Below are 15,997 nucleotides of genomic sequence, written 5' to 3' on the forward strand. Positions count from 1 at the left end.
GTTTGAAAGGGGCCTCGCGGAACAATGTGGACTTCCTTGTAATGGTTACCTATATCGGATCGTCCGTCTTGGTATTGTGACAATTGGTCACATGCCTCGTTTGCTGTGTCGATCTGCAACCATTCAAGGGACGCGAGAGACTGTTTGAAAAAACCGGTCGCGGATACTTGATGTATCCGTTTTTTTGTTGTTGACCGGAGAAAATACCATCTCCAGTACTCATACAGTTAACTCGCTCCCTCATAAAACGGAGGAATCGAATGAACAAATTACATGGAAAAACTGTGATTGTTACAGGCGCAAGCCGCCCCGGCGGCATTGGGGCTGCCGTGTGCCGCGCGTTAGCCCAAGAAGGCGCAAACGTATTTTTTACGCATTTGTACGATTACGATAAAACCGAGAATCCGGGAGATGCGGATAAGAATTGGCCGGACCTCTTTGTCGGGGAGCTTCGCGCCTATGGTATACGGGCAGCACATATGGAACTGGATTTAACAGATCCGGCGTCCCCTTCCCGACTGCTAGAAGCTGCCCGACTGGCTGTCGGACTGCCGACCATTCTCGTCAACAACGCCGCTTACAGCGTCTCTGCAGATTTTCGACAAATAAACGCTTCGCTGATCGATGCGCACTGTGCCGTGAACATTAAGGTACGTTTATGTTATCAATTGCTCGTATGCTGGAAGCTGAGCAGACCGTAAAGTTCTACCCCTATCTTGAAGCCGAACAATACGGTCGAATCATCAACCTCACATCGGGTCAAGGAAAAGGGCCGATGCCGGGGAATCTCGCTTATGCCGCTACGAAAGGAGCCGTCTCTACTTTCACAGAATGTCTGGCGGTAGAACTGGCACCACTGCACATTACAGTGAATGCGGTTGATCCAGGAGCCACTGATTCCGGTTGGATGCCGGAAGAGGTGAAACGTTCACTGCTGCCACAGTTCCCATGGGCAGGATCGGTCTACCTGAAGATGTAGCTCGTTTAATTGTTTTCTTGGCGAGCGATGATTCCCAATGGATTACCGGACAAATCATCCATTCTAGGGGCGGATTCTAAGTAAGGCAACTTTGCGGAGGCCATTGGAAAAGTAACGACTTTGTGGAGAGATCGGCGGGAGTAGTTAGCAAGTGGCATCGGTAAACAACTTTATTTTCAAGATAAAGCGGTGGATACATCGCGATTATTGAATCATTAAACAACTTTAATTTTATGCCGGCAGTTTGAACGCAACAAAAAAACGCACTAGATCAATAAGTGCGTTAAAGAACGTTATTTTCTCTCACCAGTCGCTTGTCCTACCGTGAGCGGAGCGCTGCCCAATACCGACTCGCCGTTCTTAAACGTGACCGTCCCCGTCGGCGAGGCCGTAACCGGGGAATTCGACGGTTTCGACACGGTCGCGGTAAAGACAACTTCTTGCCCTGCCGAGGCCGGATTCGCACTGCTCGCTAATGCCGTGGAGGTCGTAGCTTTACTTACGGAATAGACCAAGCCGCCTCCCCCGGCAAGCACCATCTGCCCTGGCAGGTCGATATTAATGGCGTGGATCGAGATTCTTCCGAAGCCATGATCGAATTCCGTCCAATTCCGAGCATCGGTCGAATAGAGAATCTGTCCGTACTCGGTGGAGACGACGTAATACCCGCGAGCATAGGTAACGCTGATAATATCGGCCATATCATAACTGAAGCCATAAGCTTCCCAGGTTTCCCCGCCGTCGTCGGAGATCGTGAACGTATTGTTCATCCCGACAGCCATCATCGGGCTGCCGTCGGCCGGGACCGTTACGTCCTCCAAGTGCTGACTCGACCCGGAATCTCTTTGGGTCCACGTAACGCCGTCCGTCGAGGTCGCGATCAGACCGTACTCCCCGACGGCGACCATCGTGGTCCCGTTCGTTCTGATTTTATTGAAACGCTTGTTCTCCAGCGCAGGACCTTGAACCGCAATGTGTTGCCAGGATTCGCCGTCGTCGTTCAGTTTGAAGATTCTACCGAGCTGCGGCATCGTGGCCATCTCGTAGCCTGCCGCATAATAAGACCCGTTGAAGTAAGTCACGCTTGCCATGGACGGCCCATATCCCGGGTAATCGATCTCTTTATCATACGATTCCAATGCCCGCGTGGTCGTATCCCAAAGAAGATAACCTCCCGAACCTGTCATGGAGAGGAAGTTCCCGTTGCCGTCGCCGGCCGTGTCCCTCTGGGTATTGTTACCGTACAGTCGCTTCCAGCTCGATCCGCCATCGTCGGAGTATACCCGGTTGGACCTTCCGGTCAGGTAGAAGATCCCGTCCTCGTAATTAATGTTGGCAAACCCTACGGAGCCGAGGTAATCATGCTTCGTGAGGACGATGCCCTCCAGCGGGTTCGGGCTTGCGTCTGCGCTTGCCGGGGTTCCCGATACTAGTGTGGAAAAGGTGCCGCCGCGAGCAGCGCGGTCAATCGTTTCGTGTGTGTTCGAAACATCGTGATGTCTTCCCCCTGAGGTTCGGTATGAGGTGGTAACAAGTACCTAGGTTGATAGAATACTACATCGGCGCTCGCGGAGCTATATAAATTTAAGTATGCTAACTATCTTCTTAATTACTAGATTAACAACAATGATACTAGCTTCGCTTCCGTTCGAAGGCGGCGACGGCCGTCGCGCACAGCCATGCGAAGGAGACCCAGCTGGAGATCTGGGACGCGCCGCGGAATCGCTCCGCCGACCAGTTCGTGTCGCCGAAGTTCAAGTGTAAGTAGGAGCTCGGGAGGCTGATGCCCTCCGGGTGAGGGATGAGGCTGACGACATAATTGATGCTTGAGATGCAGCGTGACGAACAGCGAGAACAGCATCGGGACGAGCAGGCGGCGGAACAAGCTTACGCGGGATTTTCTGGCGACGAGCAGATAGACCACAACCAGTAGAAGCGCAATCGGCAGCAACGTCATGGCAAGAGCTCCAGGGCGATACAGGATATGGAAAATTGTCTCAAACCCGCGGGCGATCGTCAACGGAGTTCATCGGGTATCCTCTTTCGAACTTGGATGTGGCAGGAATGATGAAGGAACGGTAGACTTGGGGGAATGGAACATTTTCGAGAGGGAGGGGATTGGTTTCATGGCGGTTCGGTGGGATGTAGGCAGTGGAACAAGTCCATGGCGATAGATCGGCCCGTTACGGTGGAATGCCTCGTTGCGGGAATTTCATACATATCAAGCAATAGGTGTCATGTAGAGAAACAAGATGACCGTGGAGAGGAAGAACCAGACGAATGAGTGACAAACCGAAACAACAACATACTGCGAACCTTGGAGACGCCGCGAAAGCGACGGTGTTTCCGATCCTTTTTGCCGTCAGTGTCGTACATCTGTTGAACGACACGATGCAATCGACGGTGTCTTCTATTTTCCCGATCCTACGGGATGAGCTCAACCTGAGTTATGCGCAGATCGGCATGATCACCCTGGCGATGAACTTGACCGCCTCGCTCCTGCAGCCGTTGATCGGCCTCTTCGCCGACAAGCGTCCGCTGCCGATCATCTTGCCTGTGGGCGTATGCTTCACCCTTGCAGGGATTATTACGCTCGCCTTGGCGCCGACGTATGCCCTGATCTTGCTGGCGGTGACGATGATGGGCATCGGATCGGCCATCTTTCACCCGGAATCGTCAAGAGTCGCCTATCTAGCAGCGGGGAAACGACGAGGGCTTGCCCAATCGATCTTCCAGGTCGGGGGCAATTTCGGAAGTTCGCTCGGGCCGATCATGACGGCGGTGCTCTTCGTCCATGTCGGGCAATTGGGCGTCATCTGGTTCGCCTTCGCTGCGGTTGCCGGCATCGCGATCCAAACCTATGTGGCTCGGTGGTACGGCAAGAAGGTCACGCAGCTCGAGGAGGAGAAGAAGCGCAAGGCGGCGGCGAGCCCGAGCCGGCTTGCGGCGCGCCCGCTCACCCGGGGGCGCATCGCGTGGGCGATGACGATCCTGATCCTCCTCGTCATGTCCAAGAACGTGTACATTGCAAGCATGTCGAGCTACTTCACGTTCCACTTGATCGACGGATTCGGCTTGTCCATCGCTAATGCGCAATGGTTCCTATTCGCCTTCCTTGCCGCCTCGGCGGTCGGGACGTTCGTCGGCGGGCCGATGGCGGATCGTTTCGGCCGACGCAACATTATTTGGGCGTCCGTGCTCGGGACGGCTCCGTTTTCGATCCTGCTGCCCTTCGCCAATTTATTTTGGACGGGGGTGCTTGCCGTCTTCGCCGGGTTTATTTTGTCGTCGGCCTTCTCCATTATCGTCGTCTATGCGCAGGAGCTCGTGCCGGGCAAGGTCGGCTTCGTCGCCGGACTGTTCTTCGGCCTTGCCTTCGGGATGGGCGCGCTCGGCGCGGCGACGCTCGGATGGTTGGCCGACATGACAAGCATAACGCTGGTCATGGTCATTTCCGGATTCCTTCCTCTATTCGGCGTGCTGACGGCTTGGCTTCCGAAGGATGATCAATTGCGGGGATAGGGGCTGCGGATTCAGATCGTTCGCCAAGGACGAATGGAACAATTGTATGGAGGATCTGCCGGGGTTCGGCGGGTCCTCCTTTTTTGACGCTGCGGCGGTTGGCGGGGAGGAGCCTCTCCGGGATCCTTTTCCGAGGTGATTGCTTTATTCGGGGGGAGAAACACAGGTTCGCTGACGAACGGTTGTCACGTCGACATGTTACGGTAGAGCCAAATTTCTACTAGAATTCTAGTGCTTTAGGGGGTACACTAGGGGTGGGAATAATTTACTAGATTAACAGTCGTATACGGTTACGATAGATGGCGGGGAGAGAGAGCAACGGCACGCACATATCGCGCCGAAGGGCGGCAATTGGCGTATTTCTTGCGAGGGATCATAGTTATGGCGGCGCTCGGGTTGTATTATTTTTTTCCTAAGATGCATTTCGGCGTGTTCTTAGGCTTGTTGATCGGCGGCGTGATCGTCGGGGAGATCGCGGGCGCTGCCTGGACCCGGAAGTGCCGGGCGGAGAAGAAGCCGCGAAGCAAGTCGGCGGCGCCTCGGAAGGCGGCCTCCGCGGCGAAGCGCGCATCGATTGCGGTTCGGTCGGACGAAGAAATTCTCGGCAGCGGCCTCGATCGGTTATCCGGCCCGGAGTTCGAGCGGCTGCTCGCACTCTATTTTCGCGATCAGGGGTATACCGTGCATGAAGTGGGCGTCGGCGGCAACGACGGCGGCGTCGACTTGGTCATCGTCGATCGACGCGGAGAGAAGACGGCCGTCCAAGCCAAATGTTACGCCGACGGCAACATGGTGCCCGTCCAGACCGTACGCGAGCTCGTCGGGGCGAAGCGGAATCACGACTGCATTCTGGCGTTGCTGATCACCACGTCCGATCTGACGGGACCGGCCAAGAAGGAAGCGGACGACCGCAAGGTAGAGTACTGGCACGGCGGCATCGTCGAACAGAAACTAAGAGCCTGGGGAAAATGGTCCCCCGGTTCGCCGCGCAACGCCAAACCTCGCTCGGCGGCTCCGGCTCCCGTTCGTTCGGCGGCTCAGGCGAAGCGGGAAGTCGCCGCCGGCTCGGCGGTCGCTTGCCGGTGCGGCGCGCCGATGGTGAAGCGGAAAGGCAAGGACGGCACGCTGTTCTGGGGCTGCTCGACCTTCCCGGCGTGCCGGCATACGAAGACGTTATGATGGGGTGAGACCGAATGAAGTCGGCGAAAGCGGTTGTCTACTTATTGTTGCTGCTCATGTTCGTGCTAATAGGCGGGGCGGCTTATATTTACTTTGTAATGGGAAATGTGTTTCGTAATGCTCTAGAAGGGTTCATGTAAGGGAAAGATCAGGTTGCAAAAAGGAGGCTCCCCGCATGTCGCTAACGCTAGGCATCTATGAGCAAGTCGTCAACGAGCTGGTCGCGGCGGAGCTGCGCGGGCTGAGTGAGGCGTGGGAGCCACAGCTGCGTCCGCTCAACGGGGCGGAGTCGGCGAAAGTGCTCGGCGCGTACATGGGACGCCTGCTGACGCAGGTGCTGGAATACATAGATAGTAAGGAAGAGCGGCGAGTGGCGGATCGGGTGGCGTTTTGTAATGAAGTCATTCGCCATATCGCTAGGTTGCTCGAGGACGGCGAAGCGTTCGGCGGGAGGCTCGATCCGGCGCTGACGGCGCAGGTGCGCGGGGCGCTGATCGGCGCGGAGGCGCAGCAGCTGCTCGGGGTGGCGGAGCGCGCGCGGAAGCGGCCGGCAGTGCGTCCCGCGACGTCGCTTGCGGCGAGCACGCTGTTTACCGGCGATGCGCATGAGCCGAACATGATCGCCGAGCTGCGCAAGGAGATCGCCACGAGCGACCGGATCGACTTCCTCGTGTCGTTCGTGAAGTTCAGCGGGCTCCACCTGCTGCTCGAGGAGCTGCGGGCGTTCGCGGCGCGCGGCGGCGTGCTACGGGTCATCACGACGAGCTACATGGGCGCGACAGACCCGAAGGCGGTCGAAGAGCTGGCGAAGCTGCCGGGCGCAGAGATCAAGATTTCGTACGATACGAAGTCGACCCGCCACCATGCCAAATCGTACGTCTTCTGGCGCAACACCGGCTTCCATACGCTGTACATCGGCTCGTCGAATCTGTCCGAGTCGGCGATGACGCACGGCCTCGAGTGGAACGTGAAGCTGTCGCAGCAGGACGCGCCGGACATCGTGCGCAAGGTCGAGGTGACGTTCGAGCATTATTGGAACCATGCGGAATTCGTCACCTACGTGCCGCAGCTGCACGCCTCGACGCTCCGACGCGCGCTGCTCGCCGAGCGGACGCGAGGGGGCGAGGGGGAGCGGCGGCGGGTCATTTTCGAGATAGAGCCCTACTACTACCAACAAGAATACTAGATAAGCTGCAGGCGGAGCGGGACATCCACGGTCACATGCGCAACCTCGTCGTCGCGGCGACGGGCACGGGAAAGACGGTCGTCTCCGCGTTCGACTACCGCCGGTTCCGGCAATCGCGGCCCGGACGTCCGAGCCGGCTGCTGTTCGTGGCGCATCGCAAGGAGATTCTGAGCCAGAGCTTGGACACCTTCCGCACGATTCTGCGCGACCTGAACTTCGGCGACCTGCTCGTCGGCGGCGTCACGCCCGCGAGCCTTGACCATCTGTTCGTGTCGATCCAGTCGTTCCACTCGCAGGAGCTGATGGCGCGCACTTCGCCCGACTTCTACGACTACATCGTCGTCGACGAGTTCCATCACGCGGCGGCTCCGACGTATCAAGAGCTACTCGGCTATTACCAGCCGACGGTGCTGCTCGGGCTAACGGCGACGCCGGAGCGGGCGGACTGGAAGAGCGTGCATACCGAATACTTTGGCGGGCGCATCGCGGCGGAGATTCGGCTGTACGAGGCGATCGAGCGGAAGCTGCTGACGCCGTTCCATTACTTCGGGGTGACCGACAGCGTCGATCTGCGCGAGGTACGGTGGGAGAACGGGAAGTACGTCCAAGCCGATCTCGAAAATGTCTACGTCCTCGACCACAAACGCGCCCGCGATCGCGCGCGGTACATCCTCGAGGCCGTGGAGCGGTACTGCACCGACGTGCGGGACGTCGTCGGCATTGGCTTCTGCGTGTCGAAGGCGCACGCGGCGTTCATGGCGGAGCAGTTCAACGCGATGGGCGTGCCGTCGGACTTCCTCGTGGCCGAGTCGGGCGACGACGTGCGCGACACCGTGATGCGACGCCTCGTCACGAAGGAGATCAACTTCATCTTCGTCGTCGACATCTACAATGAAGGCGTCGACATTCCGGAGGTCAACACCGTGCTGTTCCTGCGGCCGGCAGAGAGCTTGACCGTCTACCTGCAGCAGCTCGGGCGGGGCCTCAGGCTGTGCGAAGGCAAAGACGCGCGCTCGACTTCGTCGGCCATGCGCGGCGCGAGTACAACTTCGAGGACCGCTTCAAGGCGCTGCTGCCGCGGAACCGGCGGTCGGTGGTGAAGGAGATGGAGCATCATTTCTCGAATGTGCCCCGGGGTTGCTCCATCGTGCTCGAGCGCCAGGCGCAGGAGATTGTGCTGAACCATATCAAGAGTTCGATTAACAACATTCGTAATCTGCGGCGCAAGGTGCGGGACTTCTTCACCTCGCAGCCGGACGCGCCAATCGGGCGATTCTTCGAGGACCAGCACGTCGAGCCGGTGGAATTGTGTGGACGGACGCCGAAGGTGACCGTACTCGGGATAGGTGTTGCAGAATCCGTAGTATCCTACGAGGGTGCTCTCGACGCGGAGAGGGAACGCTGCTGTCGAGAGGTCTGGAGCGGCTGTCGTTTAGCAACTCCACGCGGTTCTTGGGTTGCGGCGATGCATTTTGTTGAAGCGGTCCGTGAGGGGCACGGTAAACGGCTAGCTGGCTTGTTCATTGAAGAACAGACGCTACTCGTCATGCTGTGATACACGTTTTGGGACGTAGACTTCACCGAGGAGAAGGCTGCGTCGTTCGATAGCGTGGAGGCTGCGTTATGGTGGCTCGTCCAACACCCGCTCGTTTGCAGAGAGCTTCGAGACATGTTGAACTACCGATACGAGCAAATTGACCTCGTCGGTCGTCCGATCACGGAGCTTGGCGACGACGTTCCGCTTGGTCTGCACTGTAACTACACGATTTGTCAGGTGCTGGCGGCATTAGGCAAACACAAGGCGTGGCGACTTCCAAGAGGGCGTACATTATATGAAGGAACGGAATTTGGACGTCTCCCGAGATGGACTACTCCCCGACGACGATATACTACGACTACGCCCTACACTCCACCACAAAACCTTGTAGATATGGATTTGATAATTCTATTGGATTTTATTTGATAATGTTATCCTCCAAGAATCCCATCGTGGTCACTTTATAGAATATCAAGTGGTATTGAGTGCATATTTTTGGGCAAATATCTTTTGTTTTTGGGCTCGCCCTCATTCCGTTGCCTATTTAATCATAGACGCCTAACGTATCATAACTATTGCCGCTCCTCAATAAGCTATGATCCTCACGACCCTGGCTTTTAAAATTCCATCTTCATCGGTTGCAACATATAGAGCTGCTTATCATTAGAAAGGAGTTTCATCAATTTATGTCAAAAGATCACGTACTCGTCATTACCGTGAGAAGGAATTTTCAAATTTTCATAAAAAAATTTATGACATAAAACAAGTTGAACCATACTGTATCTATACCAAGTATTAGAAAGCAGGTATAAAAAATGAGCCTATTTGACACCATTCCCGGAAGCTTTTTTTCCGTACTTGCATCTGGAAACAAAGAAATATACCTTGATGCGATTATACTCTTACATCAGATGTTTAAATACGAACTCAATATACGCGTGGATGACTATATTACTTCTTTAATTGCACAGATTGAAGGCAAGGCCTTTACACCCGAAGTAGATGACGATGCCACGGAGGGCAGTTTAACACCAAATGTTAAGGCGCGTTTGATCTTGTCTCGACTGGTAAAAACGGGCTGGGTTGATAAAGAGTTTCTGGACGGTTCGTTCATTGAAATAATTACACCGCGGGATTACGCCATTCAAGTAATGAAGCTCTTAAGTGAACTGAACGATCACACGTTGCACGAGTATAACTCTCTCGTTTTTGCCACGTATTCCAGTCTCAAACAAGCAAAAAATGAACACCGAGGACAAATGTACGAGGCGGTTTTATCGGCGAAGGCAAACACAGAACGTCTTACATACGAGTTAAAAGGTCTCTATCATGGTATTCGAAGTTATTTGCGACGGATCCAAGAGCAGAGCGACGTGAATTTACTCCTGAAAAATCATTTCGAAGAATATAAACGAATGTCGGACCGCATCTATCATCCTATTAAAACGATGGATTCCATTCATCGATATATGACGCCTATTCAAGAAATTTTGTCAGATGTTCTTGCGGATGAGGACATTATGGATAGCATGCGTTCAAGAGCAATGACTATACGAAGGTATGAAAGTCACGAAGAAGCTAATAAGGAGATTATATCTTTGATTGATTATGTATTGGATGTATATCAGTCTGTAGGCGGTATCGTAAACGAAATCGATAGAAAGCACAGTACCTATACCAAAAGCTCCATAGACAAAATCCAGTACTTGATGACTGCCGACCAAAGTATCAAGGGGAAACTAGTTGAATTGTTGAAGGCGTATGCACAATCCACGGACACAGTACGAAGTGAAATTGGCGAGATGCTTGAAAGAAATGTTCGAGTCAATCGTCAAGAATTTTTAGATGGAAAATCTCTTTATCATAAAAATGTTCGCAGTCGAAGAGTCAATGCAAACCCTCTAGAAATATCAGATAATCAAACGTTTTCCGATTCGGCAATGGACGGCATGTTGCAACATATTAAAAAGGGTTATCCTGTGGCGAGAATACGAGCCTATGTAGACAGCCTATTTGCTTCGGGAAACAATGAAGTCAGTAGTGAAACGATCCCAGTTGACAACGATACAGATTTTATTTTACTGATTTTAGCTATTGTCCGCGCTAATGAACGTGGTATGGCTTATAAGGTTCATATGAAGGAAGGACGCCATGAGAGAAATGGATACAGCATTCCGAATCTGATAATAAGCAGAAAGGAGGCAAAGCATCATGTGGAGCGAGAAATATGAAGCACTTACCAGTTACGAGAAGGGCGAGTTTAGACGTCTTGCGAATTATCTGCTATCCCACACCTATATGGTGCGATATGAATATCAGCCATCGCAGCAAATGACACTGCCTAGCTATGATTACCAGAATGCGTCACGTTTGTTCGGAGTCTTACGGGATTATTTTGCAGTTACGGGTTGGCGGCTTGAGAAAGACGACCATTACGGCATTATGTCCTTAATCAACATTTACGACCACAATCGCTTAAGAATCGATCGATTCACTACACTTTTTCTATATACATGTCGTCTCATATATGAGGAAGAACGAGAACAAGCGAGCAGTTTCCACACTGTGAAAACGGAAACTCAGGCGGTCGTAGAGAAAATGCAGATGCTGGGGCTTCTGGAAAAAGGGAAAACGACTCAAAAAGAACGTATTGATGCTCAGAGGACACTTGCTCATTATAACATAATACAAAAGATGGATACTTCTGCATGGAACAGCGAAGGCAACCAAATTCTCATTCTTCCATCCATTTTGTCTATTGTCTCTAATCAGGGAGTCAATGATATGATGGCAGAATTAGAGGAACTTCGCAAAGATGATGTCGACAAGACGGAGACGGGACAGGAGGATGCGGAATGAAAAGGATGACTAAACTACTGCTGATTCATTGGCACTATTTCGTACATGAACTGATCGAGTTCGAAAAAGTGAATTTTCTGACCGGCAAAAATGCCTCTGGAAAATCGACAATCATGGATGCGCTTCAGTTATTGCTATTGGCCGATACGAGTGGCAGTTTCTTTAACAAAGCTGCTAGCGGACGCGGGAATCGAACTTTGAGCGGGTATTTACGTGGCGAATTGGGGGATGATGAGAACTCTGGTTTCAAATACCTACGAGACGGTCGTTTTACAAGTTATATTGCAATAGAGTTTTATGATGAGGAAAAGAAGAAATATTTTACTGCTGGGTGTTGCTTTGATACCTACTCGGAAAATGACATGCAAAAACTGTTCTTCCGATTTGATGGATCCATACCGTCCAATGCACTCGTCGTTAACCGAAAACCGATGGATATTACAGCTCTTAGGACTTATATCAAGGAAAAATATACAGGACATAGCTATACCACTGATGTAAACCGGGACTTCAGGAATGATCTGTATGGAAAACTAGGTGGATTGCGTGATCGCTTCGGGCAACTGTTGAAAAAAGCTGTTTCGTTTAATCCGGATGTGGACATCCAGCAGTTTATTTCCGAATTCGTATGCGATACGCAGCAAACCGTCGATGTCAGCCGTATGCAAGAGAATATTAGAAGTTATAAAAGATTGGAACAAGAAGCCGATGTACTTAAAGATCGTATTGCCTTGCTTGATCAAATTGTTACTGCTCATCAAAGTTTTGTAACTCACCAACAAAATGAAATGCTCTATTCTTATTTAGTTGACCGTGCTCGGGCTGATATCAAAATGATGGCCCTTGAAGTTGAAAAGAATAAAGCAGCAGAATATACAGCGCAGGTTTTCGCTCTGAACGGTACATTGGAAGCGGAAAATGAACGGCAAATATTAATGCAGGAAAAACGTGATATTTTACAAGCACAATATCTAAATAATGAGCAGACTCAAACCTTGAAACATCTTCAGGCGCAGATTGAAGAAAAAGAACTACGAAAAGACGAACTACAGAATGAATATGACAGGACCTCGGCAATGCTTGCAAAATGCGTGGCGTCGTGGCGTATAAATTTGAGTGGAATGATTCGGAAGATAGATGAAATCGATATTTCTTCTCTGAACCCTTTATTGACTACTCGTATTCATGATTTGGTTGCTGAAGTACAAGAATTCTTTGTCAATTTTGAAACAATCGGCAATAGTGATGCTGAAGCTATTTTGTCAGTTGGTGAGGAAGGGCTTATCCATATCGCAGAAGCTGCGGATGCAATGCGAATAGAGTCCGGTGGACTCGTTTCCCGTTTTTCCGAAGAACAGCAGAAGATTGCTGATGAACGAAAAATGTTACAGACAGAGCTGCAATCCCTTGAGAGCGGCGTGTATCGCTTCCCGCAGGATGTTTTGGATCTCAAGGAAGCGGTATCAGGGCGATTACGTGCTAAAACGGGGACAACTGTCAAAGTCGTCATCGTGGCGGAAGCGGCGGAAATAAGGAATAATCGCTGGCGTAATGTCATCGAAGGGTACCTACATACGCAAAAATTTTATCTCATTATCCCTCCTGAACATTTCGACACTGCGCTGCATGTGTATGACGAAATCAAACGAAAGCGTAGTATTTATGGAACCGGTATTGTAGATATTGAAAGTATTAAGAAATTAAAACCTACTGCGGACCCCGGTAGTTTAGCAGAAGAACTAGACACCAATGATGCAAATGTACGACTATTTTTGGATTATACTCTCGGCCGCGTGAAAAAGTGTGACCGTGTCGGTGACTTGCGTCGGCATCGAACATCAATTACTGACGAAGGGATGATATATCAGAATTTCGTTGTAAGAGCTATGAATCCGGAAAGATGGGCGAAACCAGCCATAGGTCAAGGCGCGATTCGGCAGCGTTTGGAAGATGTGAGAAGAGAGATTGCAAGACTAACCGATAAAATAGGCGTCTGCTCTTCCATCAAGACTGCCTTCCAACTGGGGAGCAGCCTAATTTCCATGAGTATATCAGAAGTCGGACAAATAGTATCAGCCGCGAAAAACGTCGGGATGATTCCGGAGATTGAGCGGGATATTACTCAGTTGAAGCACGATTTGAAGTCCGTTGATAAGAGCGTTATTGAAGCCCTACAGGAGCGTATTCGGAGCTTAGATCAAATGTTGAATACGTTGCGTGAACAAATTGACCGATATAAAGACCAGTGCAGCACCATCAAAGAACGCTTGCGAGTATGTCAGGACGAGATGATACCGAAATTGTCCGAAGAACTCTATGCCATGGAGAAGCAGTTATTCGAACATTTCGATACGGAATGGCTGGGAAATACCGGGAAACAGAGATATGAACGTGAGTTACTTAGTAGAGGCAGCGCTGTCGATATTGAAAGGGCTTTTCCGCGAGAGCTCAGCCGCTCAACAAACGCCAGAACTGCGATGTGGGACGAGTTGCGAAACTTGCGTCGACAATACAACGAAAAATATCTTATGGGTTACGATATTAATGCCATGCATAATGAAACTTACGACAACGCGTGGCTCGAGCTTAGCGATAATAAGCTCCCGGAGTATCTGTCAAGTATCGAGGACACACGAAACAAAGCCTTTGAGCAGTTTCAGGAGGATTTTTTAAGCCGCTTGCAAAACAACATTAATGACGCCAAAAGACAAATCGACGGACTCAATAATGCTTTAGGTGGAAGTTCCTTTGGTGAGGATACTTATCGATTTCGGATTATTCCCAAGCCTGAATATAAGCGGTATTATGATATGATCGTTGATCCAATGCTGCTAGAGGGTGGATACAATCTATTGTCCGATCAGTTTAATACAAAATATAAGGACGAGATAGCAGAACTATTCGCCATCATAACGAATGAAGGAACTGGATCCAAATCACAGGAACGCGAAGATTATGAAAAACGTGTTCAAGCCTTTACAGATTATCGCACATACCTGTCATTCGATTTGGAGGTTATGAATAGTGAGGGCGAATCGCAGCGTCTTTCGAAAACGCTAGGTAAAAAGTCGGGCGGCGAAACACAGACGCCATTTTATATAGCTGTATTGGCATCATTTGCTCAATTATATCGGGTTGGTAGGGATAAGATTGCGAACACATCTCGCATAATCTTGTTTGATGAAGCTTTTTCTAAAATGGACGGCGAGCGCATCGTGCGTAGCGTTGAACTATTGCGACAATTCAATTTTCAAGTGGTGCTTTCTGCGCCACCCGATAAAATAGGAGATATAGCCACTCTCGTTGACAGGAACCTACTTGTGTTACGTGAAGGCAAGCTGGCATGTGTTCGCAGCTTTGATCCTAGGAAGCTAGAGGACCTAGAGTATGAATGAACGGTATAGGCACCAGCTAATAGCAGCATTACTAGACAAATACGAACGCAGTAGTTATTTTTCTGAGAGGAAACGGCCTTCCCGCCGAATCATGTTGAAATTATACGATGGTGGGCAGACGGATTTCCCCCAATATGATATTGAACAGTTTGAAAAACGTACGAGGATTAATAATGCGGTACTGTCATTGAATGAGGAGCAGCTCGTTTCCTATCAGTGGATGCTGGGAGAAGAAAACCACATCATTGCAAAAGTTTGGCTGAATATTGAAAATTTATCCGCAGCATATGCCCTGATCGAAAGAAAGCCAAAGGGTGATGAAATAGACGATGTGTGCCTTGAACTATTGGATGCCATGGAAATTGTCCAAAATGACTGGGCCAAGCAGTTCCTAGCCGATGCTTATGAAACTATTTCTATCAGACGCTCAATTGGAATCAGGCTGCCCGCGGACAAAAAAGAGCGCACAGATCTCATTCGTGCAATATGTTTTATTGAACAATTGGGCGAGGTAGAAATACTGGAACGCGTTTTTTCGATACAATGTTTCGGTGATTCGAAAAGATTTGAGAAAACGGTTAAAACTCGGCTGCTTGGCATATTGTCAAAATACTTGGATTCCGTAGATGAATCTGAAGATGGACTTCTTAGACAAATAGGAATTTCTAAGTATCCCGAGCAAATGGAGTTTTGTGGACATGTCATCATCATTTTTGGTAATGAAGCCGTAGATTTTTCACCGTTAACTTTTGGTATTACTGTGAGTACAACAGATTTCGAAAGAGGACACCTAAAAGTTTCTCCTGAAATAAAAAGTGTGATCACTATCGAAAATCGTGCCAACTACATTGAGTACATCTATAAGCAAAAAAGTGAACATGAACTGGTTGTATTCCACGGAGGGCAATTCAGTCCGGCAAAGAGGAAATTTTTACAACGCATTGCGAATACCATACCAGACACGTGCAACTGGTATCATTGGAGCGACATCGATTACGGAGGATTTTCCATTTTAGCAAGATTGAGGAGGGAAGTTAAGGAAAATGTCATTCCTTACCGAATGAATAAGTCGGAATTGATAAAATATTCTTCTTTGACAGCATCAGTAATGCCAAAGTATCTTGAGAAACTTGACAGCTTGAAGTTACGAAAAGAACTTGAGGATTGTCAAGACTGCATTAGTTACATGATTGAAAAACGTATTAAACTGGAGCAGGAAGCAATGTTGACAGACCAAAGGTTATATTAATTGCTTGCGGCAGCCGGTTATGTTGTTCACGCAGTAGATCGGGTGGTGGATCCGGCTGTCGGAGCAAAAGTCGTTCTGCGCGGTAATTGAC

General features: G+C 50.4%; 11 protein-coding genes and 1 pseudogene. 10 read left to right on the forward strand and 2 right to left on the reverse strand.

The genetic code is table 11. The features are described from left to right. Positions 1-260: 260 nt before the first annotated feature. Positions 261-1,059 (forward strand): annotated as a pseudogene (locus RIN49_RS09095) (SDR family oxidoreductase). 213 nt (positions 1,060-1,272) lie between these two features. Here the strand turns inward: RIN49_RS09095 and RIN49_RS09100 are convergent. After that, on the reverse strand, positions 1,273-2,070 hold the full coding sequence (locus tag RIN49_RS09100) for an Ig-like domain repeat protein (RefSeq protein ID WP_309119857.1): 798 nt from the start codon (positions 2,068-2,070) through the stop codon (positions 1,273-1,275). Positions 2,071-2,611: 541 nt separating this feature from the next. Next, positions 2,612-2,737 carry a hypothetical protein gene (locus RIN49_RS09105; protein WP_309119858.1) on the reverse strand — a complete coding sequence of 42 codons (126 nt, stop codon included), beginning with the start codon at positions 2,735-2,737 and terminating at the stop codon, positions 2,612-2,614. A gap of 522 nt (positions 2,738-3,259) precedes the next feature. Between RIN49_RS09105 and RIN49_RS09110 the strand changes: the two genes are divergently transcribed. The 9 genes from RIN49_RS09110 (at position 3,260) to RIN49_RS09150 (ending at position 15,906) form a co-directional block, all read left to right on the forward strand. After that, positions 3,260-4,501 (forward strand): MFS transporter, encoded by a 1,242-nt coding sequence (locus tag RIN49_RS09110; protein WP_309119859.1) that lies wholly within the window; start codon positions 3,260-3,262, stop codon positions 4,499-4,501. Between the two features lie 381 nt (positions 4,502-4,882). Further along, the gene (locus RIN49_RS09115) at positions 4,883-5,680 is read left to right on the forward strand and encodes a restriction endonuclease (RefSeq protein WP_309119860.1); all 798 of its coding nucleotides are present in this window, start codon (positions 4,883-4,885) and stop codon (positions 5,678-5,680) included. A gap of 175 nt (positions 5,681-5,855) precedes the next feature. Continuing rightward, complete coding sequence (locus RIN49_RS09120) at positions 5,856-6,866, forward strand: phospholipase D-like domain-containing protein (protein WP_309119861.1); 1,011 nt, start codon at positions 5,856-5,858, stop codon at positions 6,864-6,866. Between the two features lie 35 nt (positions 6,867-6,901). Next, positions 6,902-7,966 carry a DEAD/DEAH box helicase gene (locus tag RIN49_RS09125; RefSeq protein WP_309119862.1) on the forward strand — a complete coding sequence of 355 codons (1,065 nt, stop codon included), beginning with the start codon at positions 6,902-6,904 and terminating at the stop codon, positions 7,964-7,966. A 5-nt stretch (positions 7,967-7,971) separates the two neighbouring features. Continuing rightward, positions 7,972-8,421 (forward strand): hypothetical protein, encoded by a 450-nt coding sequence (locus RIN49_RS09130; RefSeq protein WP_309119863.1) that lies wholly within the window; start codon positions 7,972-7,974, stop codon positions 8,419-8,421. 797 nt (positions 8,422-9,218) lie between these two features. Further along, entirely contained in the window at positions 9,219-10,634 is a 1,416-nt protein-coding gene (locus tag RIN49_RS09135) for a Wadjet anti-phage system protein JetA family protein (protein ID WP_309119864.1), read from the forward strand. Continuing rightward, a complete protein-coding gene (locus RIN49_RS09140) occupies positions 10,615-11,262 on the forward strand; it encodes a DUF4194 domain-containing protein (RefSeq protein ID WP_309119865.1) in 648 nt (215 codons plus the stop codon). The genes RIN49_RS09135 and RIN49_RS09140 overlap by 20 nt, the downstream gene beginning before the upstream one ends. Then, positions 11,259-14,657, forward strand: coding sequence for an ATP-binding protein (locus RIN49_RS09145; protein WP_309119866.1), 3,399 nt, complete (start codon positions 11,259-11,261; stop codon positions 14,655-14,657). Before RIN49_RS09140 ends, RIN49_RS09145 begins: the two co-directional genes overlap by 4 nt. Next, positions 14,650-15,906, forward strand: coding sequence for a Wadjet anti-phage system protein JetD domain-containing protein (locus tag RIN49_RS09150; RefSeq protein WP_309119867.1), 1,257 nt, complete (start codon positions 14,650-14,652; stop codon positions 15,904-15,906). Before RIN49_RS09145 ends, RIN49_RS09150 begins: the two co-directional genes overlap by 8 nt. The last annotated feature ends 91 nt before the right edge of the window (positions 15,907-15,997 follow it).

Source organism: Paenibacillus sp., from assembly GCF_031177825.1.
Taxonomy (GTDB): domain Bacteria; phylum Bacillota; class Bacilli; order Paenibacillales; family YIM-B00363; genus Paenibacillus_AE.